A 20,465-nucleotide genomic window follows, 5' to 3' on the forward strand; every position below is an offset into this window, starting at 1 on the left:
AGTAACGTAGGGACAGTTTAGATACGATAGACACGCCAATAAAATTGGCAAGATACCTTTAGGCCATAAAAAGTAAATACCCATAGCATCAATAGCACCAACTCTGACTCATCGAGCAGGTAGCGCCTCAGTCCAACAAGCGATTATGCAACACAAACTGCGTGTCGCATAAATACTAAAATGTTAGTTACCTATGACACCATGCATCATGTTTAAGTTTTCACAAATCCTAAAGCCTTATCGATGGCTGGTGCTTTTGTGCGTGTTTTTTTTCGGTACGTCTGCATTTTTGTATTTGCCTAGGGCCGAACTTGGAGAAAACGTTCCAATAACAGAGCTGCCCCACGTACTTATTCTTTTAGGTTTATTTTGGACTACAGCATTACTTTTTATACTGATTTTTTGTCGCGGGTTACCTCAAAAGCCTTTGCCTAATAGTTCTGTTTTCCTGTTACCAATCTACTATTTTAAATTAGTGTTTTCTTGGTTCATCTCTATTTATATGTCATTATTTCTTGGAGGACTTGTTTATGGAACTTTCGGCTATCCAATCAGTAGGTTAATCGGTAACTAACAAGCGTTTTAATAAGGATAAAAAACAGTTGGCTTTTGCTCCTTCGTCTCTAATTTTAGCCAACAATTTTTTGCCCATTAAACGGGCGTTATACGTTTCTAGAGTTTGGTGTTAATTAAATGTCTTATGATGCAATAAAACTTGCTACAAAATTACTAGAGAGTGATGAGGATTATTTAGATAATGTCATAGGGCTCTGGCGAATTGGCAATAATAAATATGAGCAATGTTGGGATACTGAGTTTCACGTATTTGGTGTAATTGAGTCTGATACTGATCATTTACCTTTGAAGCACGTACGAGCCAATTGTTCTTCTGAGTTCCTCGCTAAATCAGATAAAGAGTTAGCTGAAACTATAGAGTTCTACAGAGCAGATGTGATCAGTGCATGTAATACAATTCTAAACCAGTTAAAAAACGTATAACAAGTTAATTAATAAGAACAAAAAACAGTTTGCTGTTTTCGTTCCTAACATTTTAGCCAACAATTTTTTGCACATTAGTAGGGCGTTACCTATGTCTGGCCATAGCATAGAACTGACTGTCGATTCTAACTCACAATTGTCCAACAATAACTTACGTTCGTGTCTGTTTTAATTCTAAAACGGCGAAAAGGTTGATTTCTGCTTTAACGGTTTGCAGCTCGTAACAGATTGTCTTACTTAAGCACTAATAATTTTCCCGGATAGTCTGATGGATTACGTAAAGACTTATTAAAATTTAAGTTTTCAAATTTAAGTGCTTAAATTTAGATACTCCAAAACGACAAAACCCAGCCTAAGCTGGGTTTCATGAAATAATGCGGATGAACTTATAATGCTAAGTTCTGTTTGGCGCGAGTTAAGTTGTGCTCTACCAAATCGTTACTTGAAATCTGCACGGCTTCATAGAAATCAGATAATGCGGCTGTGTCGTTTTCAGACATGATGCGAGCTACACCGCGGTTGCTTAACGCAAATGACGTTAATTCACGACGCTTATAAGCTGGTACTTTGCTTGTGCTAAGTAAACTGATTGCTTTTGAACAAAGCGCTTCAGCTTCTGTAAAATTCTTCGCTTGAACACTTAACGCACATTGGTTAAATGCCACTTCGTATTGACGGTTAGTCTCTACTGATGCTTGTGTAGATTGGTCAATCACCATTAATTTGTAGTCACCCTGATCAGCCACTGCCATCGCTGAGCAAGTTAATAAAGAGCTAAGTGCAACGCGTTTCATAAGTGTACTAAACATAATTTTTTCCTCTGTTAGAGTCGGCATTTATTACCGACAATTCAACTTTAGTTGAGAGAGGAAAATCGAACAAACGATAAAAAAACACCCAATAGGTGAATAAATTTAACCTATAGACTTTAGTCGAATAAAAGGCTTGAAAAGTGAGGCTCTCATGCTAAGAATAGTGTTGCTGCAAGGCTTAAGCTGTATCAGGAGGGGGCAGTATCAAAAAAATTATACTCTTCGTTTTTATGTTTAATAATTAAATACGTTTAAAAAAGTAGCATTTTCCTCATTTCTCTTTTAAAGGTTATTGATACAAAGGTAAATGGATTTAATCACGATAGCACGGGTTGTTATTAGTAAACTGTGTGGCAGAACTGTATTGTTTAAATATATTGTTTAAATATATTGTTTAATCTGCTCTTTAAGCTGGTACTCTGGGCTAAAAAGATGCCAAAAGGGGCATATTTATTTATGGCCATATTCCCACTTCTTTCGCTATTTCCTATTCCTCCCCCTGTATTTGAAAATGTGGCTAAAGCAAAGCACGAACAACGTAAAAAACAAAAACGATATGATAAACCCACTTCATGACAGGATTAGCTATCCATTCATTGTAATGACCTTATGCTTAAGTGCATGGCGCATGCAATAAATAGCCATCATTCTTTTATACTACAAATAATGAAAAATAGTTAAGCATTAAATAGGGCTTTGACTATAATTACTGTTAAAACTTATTGAACTAACAGTTAGTTGCAGAATTAATAACATACTAAAGTGACCTTCTCATGAATAGTATGTTTTCAAAAGTTACAAGGTAAGTTAGTAAGCGATTATGCCTTAAAGAGCTGCTGCAAAGCGAAACTAAACAATAATAAAGATGAAGAATTTATATGCCTTTAACTCTAAAACTATTGTCAGAATGTAAAATACTCGTAGTTGATGATGATGAAATGATCAGACTTACACTTGAAACAATATTAGAAGAGCACTTTACTGTTTTACCATTTAGCGCTGGAAATAGTGTCTTAGAATACTGTAAAGAAAACACTGCTGATTTAATTTTGTTAGATGTGAATTTGCCTGATATCAATGGGTTAAATGTATGTAGGCAAATAAAAGACGATCCTGCCTTTGAAAATGTTCCTATTGTCTTTATTACATCGACCTACGATACCGATTCACAAAATGCATGTTGGGAAGCCGGAGCAACAGATTTCATTGGAAAACCCATCACTGCTTCAACATTAATACACCGCACGAAGAATCATATTGAGAATAAACTTCGCCTCGAAAAGCTGGTTGAATTGACATACAAAGACTCTCTAACAGGTTTGTTTAATCGCCATTACCTAGACTTAGAAGTCTCTAATGTTTTTAAGCAAGCTATACGTGACAAAAGAGCTTTTAGCCTACTGATGTTAGATATCGATCATTTCAAGCGTTATAACGACCATTATGGCCATCCACAAGGCGACGTATGTATGAAAAAGATTGCTGAGGTATTAAATCGTTCAGTTAAACGCCCGCAAGATACGGTTGTACGATATGGAGGAGAAGAGTTCCTTGTGCTCTTGCCTTACACAGATTTTGATGGAGTAAAGCAAGTCTGCGAGCGAATTAATCATGAACTAGCGAGTGAAAATATTCGTCACGAAGAATCTTCTTTAAATAGGGTGTCAGTCAGTATTGGGGGAGTTGTGTATTCTCACCAAGAGATGAAACAGTTTGATGAACTTGTTTCATTAGCTGACGAAGCATTATATGAAGCAAAAAATGCGGGTAGAAATTGCTTTAAATTACATGCAATTGACTAATGAAATAATGAGATTTTAACGTTAAAAATTTCATCTATACTCATAGTTGCTTATTTACTAGGTGAATATGTATGGCTAACTTAAAAGACCGTCGATGTTTTCTAAAAAAAATGGGTGTGGGAGTCGCTGCTTCAACACTGGCATTTAAAGCACCGTATGTTTTTGCAAAAAACACTGTCACTTTGAGAGTGATGGGCACACATGTCACCTTGCAAGAAGAGTTACGTCAACGAGCAATGCGTGAGCTTGGCATTAATATCGAGTTTACTCCAATGGGCAGTGCTGCTGTTTTACAAAAGGCGGCAGCGGATCCAAGTTCTTTTGATTTGTACGAACAGTGGTCTGATTCAATTAATATTTTGTGGCAAGCTGGGGCTATCCAACCATTAGATATTGATAGGCTTATTTATTGGAACGAAATTAACCCACTAACTAAAACTGGGCGTGTAATACCTGAAGCAAAAATAGGGGCGGGGGATTCACCCAATAAGCTTTTGTATGTTCAGCCTGATGGTCGTCTCGGTACGACGCCTAGCAAAAAAATCAGTTATATGCCGTATGTTCACAATGTTGATTCCTTTGGCTATAACACGCAATTTATTGAGCAAGGTATTCCCTATGAAACCGAATCGTGGGCATGGTTGCTCGACGAGAAAAATAAAGGGAAAGTAGGCTTAGTTAATGCGCCCACCATAGGTATTTTTGACGCCGCACTTGCTGTTCAGGCCCAAGGGCTGATGAGTTTCAATGACTTAGGAAATATGAGTATTACAGAAATTGATCAGCTGTTTAAAATTTTGCTCGAGAAAAAAAGGCAGGGTCACTTCGCTGGATTTTGGACATCGGTTCCACAGTCGATAGACTTTATGAAAACTAACCGTGTGACTATTCAAAGTATGTTTTCACCGGGAGTAAGTGCATGCAGAGGACAAGGTATCCCTGTTGTGTATGCTTCACCCAAAGAAGGTTATCGTGCTTGGCATGGGGTTATGTGTTTATCGGCCAATACGCAAGGGCATGTAAAAGATGCAGCGTACGATTACATGAACTGGTGGTTGTCAGGCTATCCCGGTGCATTTATAGCGCGTCAGGGCTATTACATTTCTAACCCAGAACGAAGTCAGCCTCTTATGTCTATACCAGAGTGGAATTACTGGTATCAAGGTAAAGAAGCGGTGACAGACTTAACAGGCACTGATGGAAAAATCTCTGTTCAAGCTGGGCAAGTAAGGGATGGAGGCAGCTACATTAAGCGCTTTTCTAATATCGCGGTTTGGAATACGGTCATGCCAAATTATGATTACAGTTTAGATAAGTGGTTTGAACTGCTTAATTCTTAAGGAACTGCCTTGTCGAATATTTTCTCACGCTCTGTTGCTGCAAAAATGTTATTAGCGTTGATGCTAATTTTACTTGCTATGAGCGCCAGTTACTACGTTATGAATAAACGTCTAAATACAATAGAGGTTGCTTTTAACGATATAAGCCGAATCAGTAATTACGCTGTCAGTATTCTTAGGATCAATAAAGACATAGTCGAAATGCAACGCGATATTTCTGTGTATGGCGGGAGTGGAAGCAGTGCTGTGTTTGAAAAAATCGTCGAAAATTTTCAAAGCATCAAAACACGTCTAAGCGATGTTGAGCTTAAAAATGAAGAGAATGAGAGTCAAATTTACCTCAACGCCATGTCTGAACTAGTAAAGAGGTACGGCGAGAATTTACAGGTCTTGACTAAGCGCTACGAAATAAGAGCAACATTGACAGAAAAAGAATTACCCCGAATTTACGCTGATGCAACGACACACCTTGATAACTTAATGCGAAAAGTAACCACTGTTGAAGAAAAGTTATTTATTTCTGAGTATCTCAATCTGTGGCATTCGTTGCATCGAGATGCGTATTTGTTTTTAACCAAAAAAGATTATGCAAAAAGAGCGTCAGTTAACGATGCTTTACGAATGATTTCGACGAAATTAAATGCCTCTGTGCATATTCAAAAAAGTGAATACCGCTCTGAAATTAACCAACTTTCAAAAATGGCAGATACTTATAGTCAGGCATTTGCGAGGAGTATTCAAGCAAATCGCAATTATTTAAGTTTAGTCAATGTTGTAATGGCCGGTGACGCAATTGAATTTAGTACTTTAGCAAATGAACTAAGAGAGCAATCATTAACAAGGTTAAGCCGTATCAAGGAAGAAGCAGAAAAAACAGTTTCTAAAACAGAACGTATTTTAAAGCTACTCGCGTGGGGAGTGTTAATTTACATTATTGCCTTGTCTGCTTTTTTCCATTTGCAGATCTCTAAGTCTATTAAACGCCTTACGGTGAGCTTTAAACACTTTCTTAATGGCGATTTATCAGCACCAATTTATGACTTACATAGAAAAGATGAAATAGGTGTACTTGCAAAAGCGGCAGATAGCTTCAGAATTTTAAGTAAAGATTTATCAGATGCCAAACAAACCGCCGAACATACCACTAAAGTTAAGTCAGAATTTTTGGCGAATATGAGCCACGAAATACGAACGCCTATGAACGGTATTTTGGGTATGGCACGTCAATTGAGTCGTACACCATTAAATGCAGAACAAGAAAAAATGTTGGCCATCATACACTCTTCAGGTGCGAGCTTATTAGTAATTATCAATGATATTTTAGATTTAAGTAAAATCGAAGCCTCAAAAATTGAACTGGAAGAACAGCCAATAGCATTAAACTTATTACTCGATGAGCTAACACATTTATTTAAAGCGCAAGCTAATAATAAACAAGTCGAACTGTTTATTTCAGTGTTGCCTGAGGACCCCAATTTTATATTTTTGGGAGATGAAACACGCCTTAAACAAGTGCTTATTAATTTAATTGGCAATGCAATTAAATTTACAGAAAGAGGCAGTGTATCGTTAAATGTGAGTATTCATCAGCTATCGAATGATGAATTTAGCATTACATTCCACGTTTCAGATACCGGAATTGGCATAGCGAAGGAACAGCTTAATAGCTTGTTTGAGGCCTTTTCACAAGCAGATGCCTCAATTACACGACGGTTTGGTGGTACAGGACTCGGTTTAGCCATTTCTAGTAAGCTATTAAAATTAATGGGGACTTCATTGCACGTTGAAAGTGAGTATGGTGTTGGCTCAGACTTTCATTTTGATCTCAATGTTATCCGAACGAATGAGTCTGTTTATAGTGAACAACAGCACATGCAAGAACCCCATGAGCAAGCAATTGATTTCTCTTGGCTGAATGTGCTGATTGTCGAAGATAACGAAATCAATCAAATCGTTATTGAAGCGATGTTGAGTGAGTTTAATATCAGCTCTATCAATATTGCCGATAATGGCGAGCAAGCTATTCTTCAGTGTGAAACACGGGCGTTTGATCTCATTCTTATGGATATGCAAATGCCTGTCTTAGATGGGCCGCAAGCGACATTAAGGATCAGAGAGATGCCTTCCTATAAAAACACTCCCATCATTGCTTTAACTGCCAATGTATTAAGTGCCGACAAACAACGCTGTATTGATGCCGGGATGAATGACTTTATTGCAAAACCAATTAATTATGAGTGCGTTAAAGCTATTTTGTTGAAATGGTGCACAAAAGCAGCTGATGAACGGTAAGGGGAGCTGAGTGAATATTTTACTAAAAGAAAATAAAAAAGCAGCCTCATTGAACCCATACTTTGCTTTAGTGTCGATAGTATTTGTTGTTTTTATAGCAATCGCCGTTAGCTTTTTTGAAGGGCAAGTAAAAGAAGATGTTTTAGACTCGATAGACCAAGAGTTCGTCGAAACGAATCAAAGGCTAAAAGAAATTGTAACAACGACACTGTCAGAATATAAATCAGATTTACGGTTTTTGTATTCAACCCCGCCAATTTCAGGCTTACCAAGAGCCCATTTTAACAATGGAATAGACCCATACGATGGCACTAGTTATCAGCAATGGAAAGAGCGATTAGAAACTATTTTTATTGGTTATATGGAAAATAACCTCGCCGTTGAACAGGTGCGTGTTATTGCAGTGACTGCTGAAGGTAACGAACTTATTCGTGTTCAGCGTGTTGGCGCATCTGTAGAAGCCTCTGCGGATTATTCATTACAATCTAAAAGTGGCGAGCCTTATTTCTTGCCTAGTACGTTGCTTGAACCAAAGCAAGTGTATATGTCACCACTGTCTTTAAATCGTGAGTTTGGTGAAATTGAATTTCCTTTTAAACCGATGATTCGGTTTTCGATACCAATATACAGTGAGAACGGTAAGCGTTTTGCTTTTTTAATTATGAATGTTAATGCCAGTACATTACTTAATAACCTTAAAGAAACAGTGTTTGATACCTCACAACTTATTATTAGTGGCTCTGATGGAGATTTTATTATTCATCCACTTGAAAGCTATCAATTTTCTAGAGATTTAAATCCCAGTGTAAATTGGCAGGCTGTTTACACCGAAAACATAAAGTACAACGGTATCTATTTAATAAAGTCAAAAGCGAATACAGAAGAACAGTTCTATGTACGTTCAGAAAAGTTGTATACCAGATCAGGTAATAAATATGGTTTTGTTAATTTTAACCTACTTGCACCTAAAGAATATGTGGATAATTTGATCAATGAAAAACGCTTGATCACCTACAGTCTGTTATTTGCAGTGATTGTTTTCACATCAATTCTTTTAATTACATTTTATCGTAATGCGATTAGAAGCCAATTACTCGCAGAAACCAGACAAGAAGCATCAGCAATTGTCGATGGTTCTATCGATGCAATTATTGCCCTTAACTTAAAAGGGTATCTGACCAGTTTAAACCATACTGCAGAGCGATTATTGCTCATTTCAAGTAAAGCGGCAGTAGGGAAATCAAGTAAGGAAATTGAATTTCTATCTAATTTACCAATCGATGAATATGTAAAAAAAATACAGAGTTCTAGAGCTCAAATAAAGGACGAGTGTTCATTTGTGCAAGGTGAATATATCGCGCATTACGCTATTTCAGTGAGTCCTGTTTTTTCTGAGCACAGTAACCTAAGTGGTTTGGCTTTAATAATTAGAGACATTAGTAAAGAAAAACAGGCTGAAATTAAAGTTAAACGTCTTAACTCTGAGCTTGAAGCCAAAGTGCGTAAACGTACACACGCACTTGCAGAAGCAAAAGACGAAGCAATTAAACACAGCGAGGTTAAAAGTGCATTTATTTCGAATGTGAGCCATGAACTGCGAACATCATTAAATGGTGTCATTGGCACGCTAAATATTTTGAAACGAGAAGCGCTAACAGATAAGTCACGCAAGCTTGTTGATATGATGGAGTTGAGCGCATCAAGCTTAAACTTATTAATTAACGATATTCTTGATTTGTCGAAAATAGAGGCAGGAAAACTCGACTTAAATATTCAGTTGATAAACCCGCTGCTACTGATTGAAAGTGTGGTGAGCTCGTGTGCTGTCAGAGCCTTCGATAAAGGGGTTGATGTGTACTTAGACACCACAGAACTTACATGCGATAAGCTAGAAGTAGACCCCCTTAGACTAACTCAAATTATTAATAACCTGATTAGTAATGCCATTAAGTTTACTGAAAAAGGGTTTATTAAAATTAAAGTGAGTTCGGAGCATGTTGCTAATAATGAATATAAATTAAGGGTTAGTGTACAAGATACAGGAATTGGCATTGATCCTCTTTCGCAAAAACGACTGTTTGGTGCATTCCAACAAGCGAGTAGTGCAATTACCGAGAAATTTGGAGGGACGGGATTAGGAATATCGATCTGTAAGCAGTTATGTCATGCAATGGGTGGAGAAATTTACTTAGATTCAACTTTAAATCAAGGCAGTACATTTAGCTTTTATATTAAGGCACGCGCAAGTGAAAGAAACTTAAAGCAAGAACAGAGATGTTTTTCCTCTAAACATGTTTTATTGTGTAGTCAAAATGCACATATTATAGAAATAATTGAAAAATTGGTTGTTTTATATGGCGGGCACGTAAGCGTTTCATCGCTTAGTGAATTAGACCTACACGATGATGAGAACATTGATTTTGCCATCATAGACGACGAAGAAATCAATAATAATACGAGCTTAGATCACCTGCATGAAACACATAGCAGCACTCACGTTGTCTTATTGCATCAGTCTGATACTTCAATACCAAAAAGCAAAGCGGGCAAAGTGAGTAAAATAAGTAAACCCCTTACACAAACAGCCCTATTACGCGTTGCAGGGGTTGAGCTGCGTGATAACGAAACACACACGTTATTACATGACAACAGTGATGGTGAGTTCGCAATTTCAAATGAACGTTTATCACAAATTAAAGGCAGTAAGGTACTTATTGTCGATGACAATAAAATTAACTTAGAAGTAGCGAAAGGGGCACTTGACGAGCTACCCATTGAAATACTCACGGCCAACAATGGCCAAGAAGCCATTGAACATTTATTGCAGAGCGAAGCAAGCGGAGCGCCTGTAAACTGTGTACTACTCGATTGTCAGATGCCAACTTTAAATGGCTATCAAGTGTCTGAAAAAATACGTTCAGGTGAGGCTGGTGGCGCTTTTATTAATGTGCCTGTGATTGCAATGACTGCGAGTGCGATGATGGGCGAAAAAGAAAAATGTTTATCAGTCGGTATGAATGATTATCTTAGCAAACCAATTAAAGCAGATGATGTGCTATCAAAAGTTGTGAAATGGATTTTATCTGATCATGAACAGCAAACAGAAGAACACGTTAGCACAGTAGATGAAGCGCAGTCATTATGGAATCGTCAAGAAGCGCTTGTACGGTTACTTAATAAAGAGGCTTTACTAAAAAGAATATGCCAAATATTTATGATCAACGCGCCGAAAAAACTCACTGATTTAAAAGATCAGTTTGCAGTGCAAAATCATGCGGAAGTACATCAAACTGCGCATGCTTTAAAAGGGATGTGTGGTGAGCTGAGTGCCGATAAGCTCAGAAAATTATGTGAAGAAATTGAGTTAAAAGCACGCGAGCAAAACCTCGAAATCAAAGACACACTTCAAAAACTAGAGCGCCTGTTGCCACAACTAATGGCTGAGATAAAAGGGTGGTTAGAATCGCTAGAAAGATGAAATTACTCACGACAGAGCCCGTGTGAATGATGCCTGTGTTATGCACAGGCATCCAGATAAGTGATTATTTTAAATGCTTAAACGTATCAATCATCCACTTTATAAATAACTCTAGCTGTGCGTTAGTTTCACTCGGTTCGTGCTGGACTAAATAGTATTTATCTTTGGTTTTTAATGGCATATCAGTAAAATTAAATAGCCATTGCTCTTCAAACCAGGTTTGACTAATAGGCAAAGGAATAAGTGCAATTCCCATCCCTTGTTGTGCAGCTCGCGCAACCCCGAACATACTATCAACCTGAATAATTTGTTTTGGTGCGAAGTCTTCAATACCTGCATGTTCAGCCCATTGGTGCCATGCCCAAGGACGTGCTTTATGCAGTATTAGGGGCACTTCATTAAGGGCTTGAAAAGGGTTTTCGTGCCATGCTTGCCAGTTTTCTTTATTACATGCCGGTGTATACGACAACGAAAATAATTCGTGTACAACCCCTTCGTGTGGCTTAGATGACGATAATACAATTGATAAGTCACTTTGCTTGGTCAGTTCTTTGCGCGTTTTTAAGGTGTTTAGCTGTAAGTTAGTGTTTGGATGATCGGCGGTCCACTCACTCAACTTTGGCATTAATAATTCACTGGCAAAAAACTCAGGCAGAGTAATGCTTATAGTGATATTTTCTTGTAACTGACTAAATTCATTAATGGTTTTTTCGAGAGCTTTAATCAGAGGTGACACTGAATCATAAAAGTTCTTACCCGCAGCGGTTAAACGAATAGAGCGAGTTTGACGTTCGAATAGCTCAATCCCCAATTGCTCTTCTAATTGCTTGATCTGATGGCTTACGGCTGATGGCGTAAGATAAAGTTGGTTTGCTGCATCTTTAAAGCTCAGTGTGCGAGCAGCGAAACAAAATGAGCGTAGGCCACGAATAGGTGTTTGCATAGTTAATTTCAGTAATTCTCAATAGCGCGTTTTATGAAGTTAAGAGCTAAGCAATTATTATCCCAATATTTAAAAACTAACAGACTAAAGGGTGAATATAGCTAACTTTTGCGATAACGCCTAAAAATTAAGCGTTAATTGCTTGTTTAATCTAGTTTTTCGCCTCAAAAAGCAAAAAAGGCGAGTGTAGCAGTTTTTATTTATTGGTAACAAGTAAAGTGCTCCTTACGTGTTACTCACAAGTTTAGGGCATTTTATACTAATTGTGTGACAAATTGGTGCAGTGAGGGGGATATAAAAGATAAAAAAAATCCCTCTTGCGAGGGATTTTGGGTAACTCAGCGCCATTGGCACTGGGAATGAGGTCGGTACATTGGGATGTCAGTGGTTAGAAAACCATTTCAGGGACATCACCTTCAATAAGCAATTTTCCTGCCGTTTTGCTTATGATTTCATCTACTGACACGCCTGGTGCGCGCTCTAGTAGATGAAAAGCGCCGTCTTTGACTTCGAGTACGGCTAAATCAGTTACGATTTTCTTTACACAGTTAACCCCAGTTAACGGTAAAGTGCAACTTTCTAATAACTTAGAGTCGCCATGCTTACTTGCATGCGTCATCGTAACAATAATATTCTTCGCGCCAGCAACAAGGTCCATCGCGCCACCCATGCCTTTAATCAGCTTTTTTGGGATCATCCACGATGCGATGTTTCCGTTCTGGTCAACTTCAAATGCACCTAATACTGTTAAGTCTACATGACCACCCCGTATCATGGCAAAACTATCTGCACTATTAAATATTGCTGCACCTGTTGCTGCTGTCACGGTTTCTTTACCCGCGTTGATCATATCTGCATCAACTTGGTCCTTAGATGGGTACGCACCCATTCCTAACAGACCATTTTCAGATTGCAGCATGACTTCTATGCCATCGGGTACATAGTTAGCGACAAGGGTAGGGATACCAATCCCTAAATTAACGTAATAACCGTCTTGTAGCTCTTGTGCAACGCGCATAGCTACTTGTTCACGTGATAATGCCATTTTAATGCTCCTTAATCGCGAGTCGTTACACGTTCGATGCGTTTTTCAAAGTTACCCTTGATCACACGATTAACGTAAATGCCTGGGGTGTGAATTTGGCTCGGCTCCAGTTCACCCGGCTCTACGATTTCTTCGACCTCAGCAACGGTAATCTTACCTGCGGTTGCAGCCATTGGATTAAAGTTCATGGCTGTGTGACGAAACACGAGGTTGCCATAGCGATCGGCTTTCCATGCTTTAACAATCGCAAACTCACCTGTAATTGATTCTTCTAAAATGTATGGGCGGCCATCAAATTCTTTAACTTCTTTGCCTTGTGCAACAGGGGTGCCGTAACCAGTTGCAGTGTAAAATGCAGGAATACCCGCACCACCAGCACGCATTTTCTCAGCAAGTGTACCTTGTGGCGTAAGTACTACGTCAATTTCGCCATTAAGTAACTGTTGTTCAAATAAGGCATTTTCACCAACATAAGAGGCGATGATTTTTTTAATTTGCTTGTCGTGTAGCAAAATACCTAAACCAAAGTCGTCAACACCACAGTTGTTAGATACAACCGTTAAGTTTTTTGTTTGTTTACGCTTTATTTCGCCGATAAGTCCTTCAGGAATACCACACAAGCCAAAGCCACCAGCGATAATGGTATCGCCATCTTTTAAACCTTCCATCGCAGCTTCGTAACTCGAAACCACTTTATCAAAACCGGCCATGAGCCTACTCCTTAATTATTCTGCGTGTTCTTTAGAGCAAGTGAAACCTTGCTGACAGGTTGTTTATTTAATGCGCTACAAATAGCCCAACCAGCTTTCGCCAGTCTTTCTAAATCAATTCCATGCTCTATGCCAAGCCCTTGCAGTAAGTAAACTACATCTTCAGTGGCAACATTTCCTGACGCTCCTTTGGCATAAGGGCAGCCACCAAGGCCTGCAACGGCACTGTCAACTGTTGAAATACCTCGCATTAGCGCGGTGTAAATATTTGTGAGCGCTTGCCCGTAGGTGTCGTGAAAATGTACAGCGAGTTTTGACTTATCAATATGTTGCAGTAATAAATCTAATAACTCGTCCACTTTTTTTGCTGTTCCTACGCCAATTGTGTCACCAAGGCTAATTTCGTAACAACCCAAGTCTAATAAACGCTGCGACACCTTTAATACATCAGTGTAGTCAACGTCACCTTGGTAAGGGCAACCCATTACACAACTTACATAGCCACGAACACGAATATTATTTTCTTTCGCAAAGTCCATGACCTCTTTAAAGCGGTCAATACTTTCATCAATCGAGCAGTTAATGTTCTTTTGACAAAATGCTTCGCTGGCTGCGGTAAATATAGCAAACTCTTTAATGCCCACTTGATGAGCGGCTTCTGCACCACGTAAGTTAGGGGTTAGCGCACTTAAATTAACATTAGGTAAGTTTAATGCGTTGATCACATCACGTGAGTCAGCCATTTGCGGCACCCATTTAGGTGATACAAATGCTCCCGCTTCAATATCGTTAAGACCCGCGTTGGCTAGGGCGTTAATTAGTTCGATTTTATCTTGGCTGGTGACGGCTGCTTCATTTTGCAGTCCATCACGGGCACCCACTTCAACAATACGTACACACGCAGGGAACTGTGTCATACCGCCTCCTGTTCCTCGACTATGGCGAGCATATCGCCATGGCTCACTAATTCACCTTCACCAAAACAGTAGCTGGTTAATACACCATCATGTGGAGCATTAAGCGTGTATTCCATTTTCATTGCTTCGATAATTACAACCGCATCGCCTTTAACTACTTCGCTACCCACAGCAACAAGGTGTTTAACGACTGTGCCGTTTAATGGGGCCGCAAGAGGAAGTGCATCACTTTCATGTTCACTAATGTAGTGTTTATCGATGAGTTCAATCACTGTTTGCTGAGCGTTATACATTACAGTGATATGCGTGTCTGTTTGGATAACATGCGCGACAACTTTTTCACCATTAATGACTAAGCGAGCAAGGCCATTTTCAACAGTGCCTGAACTTGTATAGGCAACTGAGTTGAGGTTGATTTTAAAACCATCGGCACACTTTTCAGCTTGCACCGCAACATCAGTAAATGGGATTTTTGTTAGCGCAGCGCTGTTTAGCATAAAGCCAGTTAATTGCTGCCATGGACTCGCACTACTGCCTTTTAGTGTGCTCATGTATGCAAATGCAGCAATTACTGTCGCGAGTGTATGTTGTTGCTCGTCTTTAGCGACTAATTGCGCACCTTGATCTTCAATAAAGTGTGTATCAGGCGCACCAGCTTGAAACGTAGGGTGGTTAGCAAGGTTGTGTAAAAAGTTAACGTTACAACTAAACCCAGCTAAATGAAATTGTTGCAGTGCTTTTGATAAACGACCAAGTGCAGCCTCACGGTTGTCATCGTGAACAATGAGCTTAGCAATCATTGGGTCGTAAAACGGGCTAATTTCATCGCCAGCGGCAATGCCAGTGTCTATGCGTACAAACTCTGATTCAGTCGGGGTGAATAGGGCATCAATACGGCCAGAACACGGGATAAAGTCATTGCTTGGGTCTTCTGCATAAATACGTGCTTCAAAGCTATGACCTTGCAGCTGAATATCCGCTTGTGACAGTGGCAGTTTTCCACCTGCAGCCACATTAATTTGCCAGCTTACTAAGTCAACGCCAGTGACCATTTCGGTTACCGGGTGCTCTACTTGTAAACGAGTGTTCATTTCCATGAAGAAGAACTCATCGCCACACAGTAAAAACTCAACAGTACCCGCACCACGATAGTTAATTGCTTGTGCACAGCGTACAGCGGCTTCACCCATTTCTTTTCGTAGCGAATCAGATAAACCCGGTGCCGGTGCTTCTTCAATTACTTTTTGATGGCGACGTTGTAAAGAACAGTCACGATCGCCTAAATAAACACAGTTGCCGTGATTGTCTGCAAATACTTGTACTTCAACATGACGGGGTTTAGTAACGTAACGCTCTAGAAGCACTAAATCATTACCAAAGCCTGCTTTAGCTTCACGCTTTGCCCCTTCAAGCGCACTGATAAAATCTTTTGCATGCTCTACTACACGCATTCCTTTACCGCCACCGCCAAAGGCTGCTTTGATAAGGACAGGGTAGCCAATTTTTTCTGCTTCGGCTTTTAAAAATTCAGTGTCTTGGTTATCGCCATAATAGCCCGGCACTAAAGGGACATTGGCTTCATGCATAATTTCTTTTGCACGCGTTTTAGAACCCATTGCTTCAATACTTGATGCTGGAGGACCAATAAATGCAATGTCGTTTTGCTCACAGGCTAGGGCAAATTCACTGTTTTCAGATAAAAAACCGTAGCCGGGGTGAATGCAATCAACGGAGGTTTGTTTTGCAACGTCGATAATTTTATCTGCGACTAGGTATGAGTCTTTACTTGGTGCAGGACCAATGTGATAAGCCTCATCGGCCAGCTTTACATGTTGCGCGTGTTTATCTGCATCTGAATATACAGCAACCGTAGTTAGGCCCATTTGTTTTGCTGTGCGCATAACACGGCAGGCAATTTCACCACGGTTTGCAACGAGAATTTTTTTCAACGTTTTTGTTGTCATAATGGATCCTATTTCTGCCAATTTGGGCTGCGTTTTTCAAAAAATGCGCTAAGACCTTCTTGTCCTTCGTCTGATACACGAATACGCGCAATACGCTCTGCTGTTAAATCGATTAGTGTTTCATCAATGGCTTTACCCGCAACATCATTGATTAGCTGTTTGGCTGCTTTCACTGCAATAGGCCCATTATTAACAAGGCTTTGCAAGTGCTTGTCTAATGCTGTTTGTAAGTCACCGGTCACTTGATGAATTAAACCTAATTGTTTCGCTGTGTGTGCATCAAAGATTTCTGCGGTTAAAAAGTAACGGCGTGCAGCACGCTCACCAATCGCTTTGATCACATACGGGCTAATCACAGCTGGAATTAAACCTAACTTCACTTCGCTTAAACAAAATTGTGCATCGTCTTGGCAAATAGCAATATCACAACAGGCTATTAAGCCTAACGCACCACCAAATGCAGCCCCTTGTACGGCACATAGCGTTGGATGAGGGCTTGTTGCAAGCACATGCATTAATTTGGCGAGTTGCTTTGAATCTGCAAAGTTTTCTGCAAAGTCATTGCCAGCCATCGACTTCATCCAATTTAAATCAGCGCCTGCAGAAAAATGCTTACCTTGTGTTTTTAATACCAAAGCACGTACATCACAGCTATTGGCGTGCTCAATGCACTGAATGAGTTCGCTAATCACGTCTTCATTAAATGCATTGTGTTTTTCTGGGCGGTTTAAAACGAGGACAGCCACATTTGATTTTGTTATTTGTAGTGTTACTGACATACGGCCTCCATTACATTCTAAATACGCCAAACTGAGAATCACGCTCTGGGGCGTTTTTAGCAGCACTTAAAGCAAGACCTAACACATTACGTGTATCGGCAGGGTCGATAATGCCATCATCCCACAGTCGTGCACTGGCATAATAAGGATGACCTTGTTTTTCGTATTGCTCGATAATTGGCTTTTTAAATTCGCAAATTTGCGCATCAGTCATGCTTTCGCCTTTGCGTGCTAAACCGTCTTGCTTCACTTGAGCAAGTACGCCAGCTGCTTGCTCGCCACCCATAACCGAAATACGGGCATTAGGCCACATCCACATCATTGTTGGTTCAAACGCTCGGCCACACATACCGTAGTTACCCGCACCATAAGAGCCACCAATTAACACGGTGAATTTGGGTACGTCAGCACACGATACCGCGGTAACCATTTTGGCACCGTGTTTTGCGATACCTTCTGCCTCGTACTTTTTACCCACCATAAAGCCGGTGATATTTTGTAAGAAGACTAAAGGGATATTTCGCTGCGCGCACAACTGAATAAAGTGCGCACCTTTTTGAGCTGATTCACTAAATAAAATGCCATTGTTAGCAACGATACCAACAGGGTGGCCAAAAATTTTCGCAAAGCCCGTTACCAAGGTTTCACCAAAGTAGCGTTTAAACTCATCAAACGATGAGTCATCAACCACTCGCGCAATGACTTCACGTACATCAAATGGCTTTTTAAGATCAGTACCAACAATGCCGTAAATCTCGTTAATGTCGTAACGTGGAGGTTTTACGTCTTCAAGTAATGGTGCAGTAGGGCGCTGATAATTAATGCGCTCAATACATTGACGTGCAATAGACAGTGCATGTGCATCGTTTTCAGCATAGTGATCGGCCACACCCGATGTTTTACAGTGCACATCGGCACCGCCAAGCTCTTCAGCGCTAACTTCTTCACCTGTTGCGGCTTTTACAAGCGGTGGACCCGCTAAGAAAATAGTGCCTTGTTCTTTTACGATAATGCTTTCATCTGCCATTGCAGGCACATACGCGCCGCCAGCAGTACATAAGCCCATTACCACCGCAATTTGCGGAATGCCTTTACCCGACATACGTGCTTGATTATAGAAAATGCGACCAAAATGCAGTTTATCTGGGAATACATCGTCTTGTTCAGGCAGGTTTGCACCGCCCGAATCAACTAAATAAATACACGGTAAATGGCAGCGCTCTGCAATGTCTTGTGCGCGCAGATGCTTTTTCACTGTTAGTGGGAAATATGTCCCTCCTTTAACAGTGGCATCGTTGGCGATGATCATACATTCAACGCCTTTAACACGACCAATACCCGCAACAACGCCTGCACATGGAATCGCTTGCTCGTAAACACCAAACGCCGCAAATTGAGAAATCTCTAAGAACGGCGAACCTTCATCTAATAATGTTTCGATACGATCGCGTACAAATAACTTACCACGGCCAACATGGCGTTCGATTAAAGCAGGGCCACCGCCTAAGCGGATATCGGCCACTTTTTCACGTAAGTCGTTTACAAGGGCAGCCATGTTATCGTGATTTTGCAGAAATTGCGGATCGTGTGGATTAACACTCGATTTTAAAATCGTCATAACTTTAATCCTTATCGGCTTTCAGTGAATAATTCGCGACCAATCAGCATACGGCGGATTTCAGAAGTACCCGCACCAATTTCATAAAGTTTAGCGTCACGTAATAAACGGCCTGTCGCGTACTCGTTGATATAACCGTTACCGCCTAAGATCTGAATTGCATCTAATGCCATCTTAGTTGCCAGTTCTGCCGCATATAAAATGGCACCAGCCGCATCTTTACGCGTTGTTTCACCGCGATCGCATGCGCGAGCTACCGTGTAAACATATGAACGCGCTGCATTCATTTGCGTGTACATGTCGGCAATTTTGCCTTGAATTAATTGGAATTGACCAATTGGGCTATCGAATTGTTTACGTTCATGAATGTACGGTACAACAATGTCCATACAGGCTTGCATGATACCAAGTGGACCCGCGGCTAACACAACACGCTCGTAATCAAGGCCACTCATTAAGACTTTTACGCCTTCGTTTAAGTTACCTAAAATGTTTTCTTCTGGTACTTCACAGTTTTCAAATACAAGTTCACAAGTATTCGAACCGCGCATACCCAGTTTGTCTAGTTTTTGTGCGGTAGAAAATCCAGGTGTGTTGCGCTCAACGATGAAAGCAGTGATCCCTTTAGGGCCTGCATTTAAATCGGTTTTGGCATAAATAACGAACGTATCAGCATCGGGACCATTGGTGATCCACATTTTGTTACCGTTAAGAACAAATACGTTGCCTTTTTTCTCGGCCTTTAATTTCATTGATACTACGTCAGAACCTGCATTGGGTTCACTCATAGCAAGCGCACCAATGTGTTCACCGCTGATAAGCTTTGGTAAGTATTTTTCTTTTTGCGCTTGTGTTCCATTACGGTTTATTTGGTTTACACATAAGTTTGAATGAGCACCATAACTTAGGCCAATTGAGGCACTTGCACGGCTAATTTCTTCCATGGCAATAACATGTTCTAAATAGCCTAAACCCGCACCGCCAAATTCTTCAGCTACCGTCATCCCTAATAAACCCATTTCGCCAAGTTGTGGCCAAAGTTGATTTGGGAACGTGTTGTCTAAATCTGTTTGTTCAGCAAGAGGGGCAATCTCTTGGCTTGCGAAGCTATTAACGTGATCACGGATCATGTCTGCGGTTTCGCCAAGTCCGAAGTTCATTTCTTTATAAAGTGAAATAGTGCTCATAATATGTGTTCCTGTGAGAGTCTGTTGACGCGTATAAAAAGGGTGTCAGGTTATTCGTCTAGGTTATTGAGGGTTTCACGACAGCGACGTTCAGCGGTGACTAATTCCATAAGAACAACTTTAATGTCGTCCATTTGTTGGCTTAAGTCCGCTTTCTTTTCTGCAATAAGGTCAAGCATAGTCACTAACTGTTTAGCGCTTGATTTATCTGCGTCGTAAAGTTCAAACAAACGGCCGGTTTCGGCAAGTGTAAAGCCTAAGCGTTTACCTCGTAGGATCAGTTTTAGCCTTACTTTGTCACGTTTCGAGTAAATACGGGTTTGACCGTTTCTCTCAGGTGAGATCAAGCCTTGGTCTTCATAGAAGCGAATAGAGCGCGTTGTAATATCAAATTCTTTTGCTAGTTCGCTGATACTAAACGTTTGCTCATTGCTGGCAGGCTCGACTGCTGCACTTTCAAAGTTTGTTTGATTGTCTTGTTTCATGATTTATTTACCTCATTCGAATAACACCAATATAAGTGAAGTTTACGTAAAGGTAAAGTGTCATTGTGAAGTTATACTTTAGACTTATAAGGTT

At 40.1% G+C, this 20,465-nt stretch carries 15 protein-coding genes; 5 read left to right on the top strand and 10 right to left on the bottom strand.

Going from position 1 to position 20,465, the window contains the following annotated elements; all coding sequences use genetic code 11:
* The first annotated feature begins 693 nt into the window (after positions 1 to 693).
* Positions 694 to 999, top strand: a complete 306-nt coding sequence (locus tag D0907_RS07920; protein ID WP_118844249.1) for a hypothetical protein — start codon at positions 694 to 696, stop codon at positions 997 to 999.
* Positions 1,000 to 1,385: 386 nt separating this feature from the next.
* Here D0907_RS07920 and D0907_RS07925 read toward each other — a convergent pair whose 3' ends face one another.
* Positions 1,386 to 1,808 (bottom strand): tetratricopeptide repeat protein, encoded by a 423-nt coding sequence (locus D0907_RS07925; RefSeq protein ID WP_118844250.1) that lies wholly within the window; start codon positions 1,806 to 1,808, stop codon positions 1,386 to 1,388.
* Between the two features lie 941 nt (positions 1,809 to 2,749).
* On the opposite strand from D0907_RS07925, the gene D0907_RS07935 reads away from it, so the two are divergent.
* The 4 genes from D0907_RS07935 (at position 2,750) to D0907_RS07950 (ending at position 10,723) form a co-directional block, all read left to right on the top strand.
* Complete coding sequence (locus tag D0907_RS07935; RefSeq protein WP_162898035.1) at positions 2,750 to 3,613, top strand: GGDEF domain-containing response regulator; 864 nt, start codon at positions 2,750 to 2,752, stop codon at positions 3,611 to 3,613.
* Between the two features lie 71 nt (positions 3,614 to 3,684).
* Entirely contained in the window at positions 3,685 to 4,953 is a 1,269-nt protein-coding gene (locus tag D0907_RS07940; protein WP_036968490.1) for an ABC transporter substrate-binding protein, read from the top strand.
* A gap of 9 nt (positions 4,954 to 4,962) precedes the next feature.
* Positions 4,963 to 7,245 carry an ATP-binding protein gene (locus D0907_RS07945; RefSeq protein WP_083422845.1) on the top strand — a complete coding sequence of 761 codons (2,283 nt, stop codon included), beginning with the start codon at positions 4,963 to 4,965 and terminating at the stop codon, positions 7,243 to 7,245.
* A gap of 10 nt (positions 7,246 to 7,255) precedes the next feature.
* Complete coding sequence (locus D0907_RS07950; protein ID WP_118844253.1) at positions 7,256 to 10,723, top strand: ATP-binding protein; 3,468 nt, start codon at positions 7,256 to 7,258, stop codon at positions 10,721 to 10,723.
* A 64-nt stretch (positions 10,724 to 10,787) separates the two neighbouring features.
* On the opposite strand, the gene D0907_RS07955 is transcribed toward D0907_RS07950, so the two are convergent.
* From D0907_RS07955 to D0907_RS07995, 9 genes are all read right to left on the bottom strand, one after another.
* The gene (locus tag D0907_RS07955) at positions 10,788 to 11,666 is read right to left on the bottom strand and encodes a LysR family transcriptional regulator (protein ID WP_036968484.1); all 879 of its coding nucleotides are present in this window, start codon (positions 11,664 to 11,666) and stop codon (positions 10,788 to 10,790) included.
* A gap of 388 nt (positions 11,667 to 12,054) precedes the next feature.
* Positions 12,055 to 12,711, bottom strand: a complete 657-nt coding sequence (locus D0907_RS07960; RefSeq protein WP_065979908.1) for a 3-oxoacid CoA-transferase subunit B — start codon at positions 12,709 to 12,711, stop codon at positions 12,055 to 12,057.
* Positions 12,712 to 12,722: 11 nt separating this feature from the next.
* Complete coding sequence (locus D0907_RS07965) at positions 12,723 to 13,421, bottom strand: CoA transferase subunit A (protein WP_036968475.1); 699 nt, start codon at positions 13,419 to 13,421, stop codon at positions 12,723 to 12,725.
* Positions 13,422 to 13,432: 11 nt separating this feature from the next.
* Positions 13,433 to 14,338 (bottom strand): hydroxymethylglutaryl-CoA lyase, encoded by a 906-nt coding sequence (locus tag D0907_RS07970; RefSeq protein WP_118844254.1) that lies wholly within the window; start codon positions 14,336 to 14,338, stop codon positions 13,433 to 13,435.
* Positions 14,335 to 16,302 carry an acetyl/propionyl/methylcrotonyl-CoA carboxylase subunit alpha gene (locus tag D0907_RS07975; protein WP_118844255.1) on the bottom strand — a complete coding sequence of 656 codons (1,968 nt, stop codon included), beginning with the start codon at positions 16,300 to 16,302 and terminating at the stop codon, positions 14,335 to 14,337. Before D0907_RS07975 ends, D0907_RS07970 begins: the two co-directional genes overlap by 4 nt.
* An 8-nt stretch (positions 16,303 to 16,310) precedes the next feature.
* A complete protein-coding gene (locus tag D0907_RS07980) occupies positions 16,311 to 17,081 on the bottom strand; it encodes an enoyl-CoA hydratase/isomerase family protein (RefSeq protein ID WP_036968466.1) in 771 nt (256 codons plus the stop codon).
* Positions 17,082 to 17,091: 10 nt separating this feature from the next.
* Positions 17,092 to 18,699: a carboxyl transferase domain-containing protein gene (locus D0907_RS07985; RefSeq protein WP_118844256.1), complete on the bottom strand. Its 1,608-nt coding sequence runs from the start codon at positions 18,697 to 18,699 to the stop codon at positions 17,092 to 17,094.
* Positions 18,700 to 18,710: 11 nt separating this feature from the next.
* Positions 18,711 to 19,886, bottom strand: coding sequence for an isovaleryl-CoA dehydrogenase (locus D0907_RS07990; RefSeq protein ID WP_036968459.1), 1,176 nt, complete (start codon positions 19,884 to 19,886; stop codon positions 18,711 to 18,713).
* A gap of 50 nt (positions 19,887 to 19,936) precedes the next feature.
* Positions 19,937 to 20,371, bottom strand: a complete 435-nt coding sequence (locus D0907_RS07995; RefSeq protein ID WP_036968456.1) for a MerR family transcriptional regulator — start codon at positions 20,369 to 20,371, stop codon at positions 19,937 to 19,939.
* Positions 20,372 to 20,465 lie beyond the last annotated feature (94 nt).

Source organism: Pseudoalteromonas lipolytica, assembly GCF_003515105.1.
Taxonomy (GTDB): domain Bacteria; phylum Pseudomonadota; class Gammaproteobacteria; order Enterobacterales; family Alteromonadaceae; genus Pseudoalteromonas; species Pseudoalteromonas lipolytica.

Excerpts from the sequence above, each read along its gene's own strand:
- D0907_RS07920 (WP_118844249.1), top strand. The coding sequence starts at position 694 with ATGTCTTATGATGCAATAAAACTTGCTACAAAATTACTAGAGAGTGAT.
- D0907_RS07925 (WP_118844250.1), bottom strand. The coding sequence starts at position 1,808 with ATGTTTAGTACACTTATGAAACGCGTTGCACTTAGCTCTTTATTAACT.
- D0907_RS07965 (WP_036968475.1), bottom strand. The coding sequence starts at position 13,421 with ATGGCCGGTTTTGATAAAGTGGTTTCGAGTTACGAAGCTGCGATGGAA.
- D0907_RS07975 (WP_118844255.1), bottom strand. The coding sequence starts at position 16,302 with ATGACAACAAAAACGTTGAAAAAAATTCTCGTTGCAAACCGTGGTGAA.
- D0907_RS07940 (WP_036968490.1), top strand. The coding sequence starts at position 3,685 with ATGGCTAACTTAAAAGACCGTCGATGTTTTCTAAAAAAAATGGGTGTG.
- D0907_RS07960 (WP_065979908.1), bottom strand. The coding sequence starts at position 12,711 with ATGGCATTATCACGTGAACAAGTAGCTATGCGCGTTGCACAAGAGCTA.
- D0907_RS07995 (WP_036968456.1), bottom strand. The coding sequence starts at position 20,371 with ATGAAACAAGACAATCAAACAAACTTTGAAAGTGCAGCAGTCGAGCCT.
- D0907_RS07985 (WP_118844256.1), bottom strand. The coding sequence starts at position 18,699 with ATGACGATTTTAAAATCGAGTGTTAATCCACACGATCCGCAATTTCTG.
- D0907_RS07990 (WP_036968459.1), bottom strand. The coding sequence starts at position 19,886 with ATGAGCACTATTTCACTTTATAAAGAAATGAACTTCGGACTTGGCGAA.
- D0907_RS07980 (WP_036968466.1), bottom strand. The coding sequence starts at position 17,081 with ATGTCAGTAACACTACAAATAACAAAATCAAATGTGGCTGTCCTCGTT.
- D0907_RS07955 (WP_036968484.1), bottom strand. The coding sequence starts at position 11,666 with ATGCAAACACCTATTCGTGGCCTACGCTCATTTTGTTTCGCTGCTCGC.
- D0907_RS07935 (WP_162898035.1), top strand. The coding sequence starts at position 2,750 with ATGATCAGACTTACACTTGAAACAATATTAGAAGAGCACTTTACTGTT.
- D0907_RS07970 (WP_118844254.1), bottom strand. The coding sequence starts at position 14,338 with ATGACACAGTTCCCTGCGTGTGTACGTATTGTTGAAGTGGGTGCCCGT.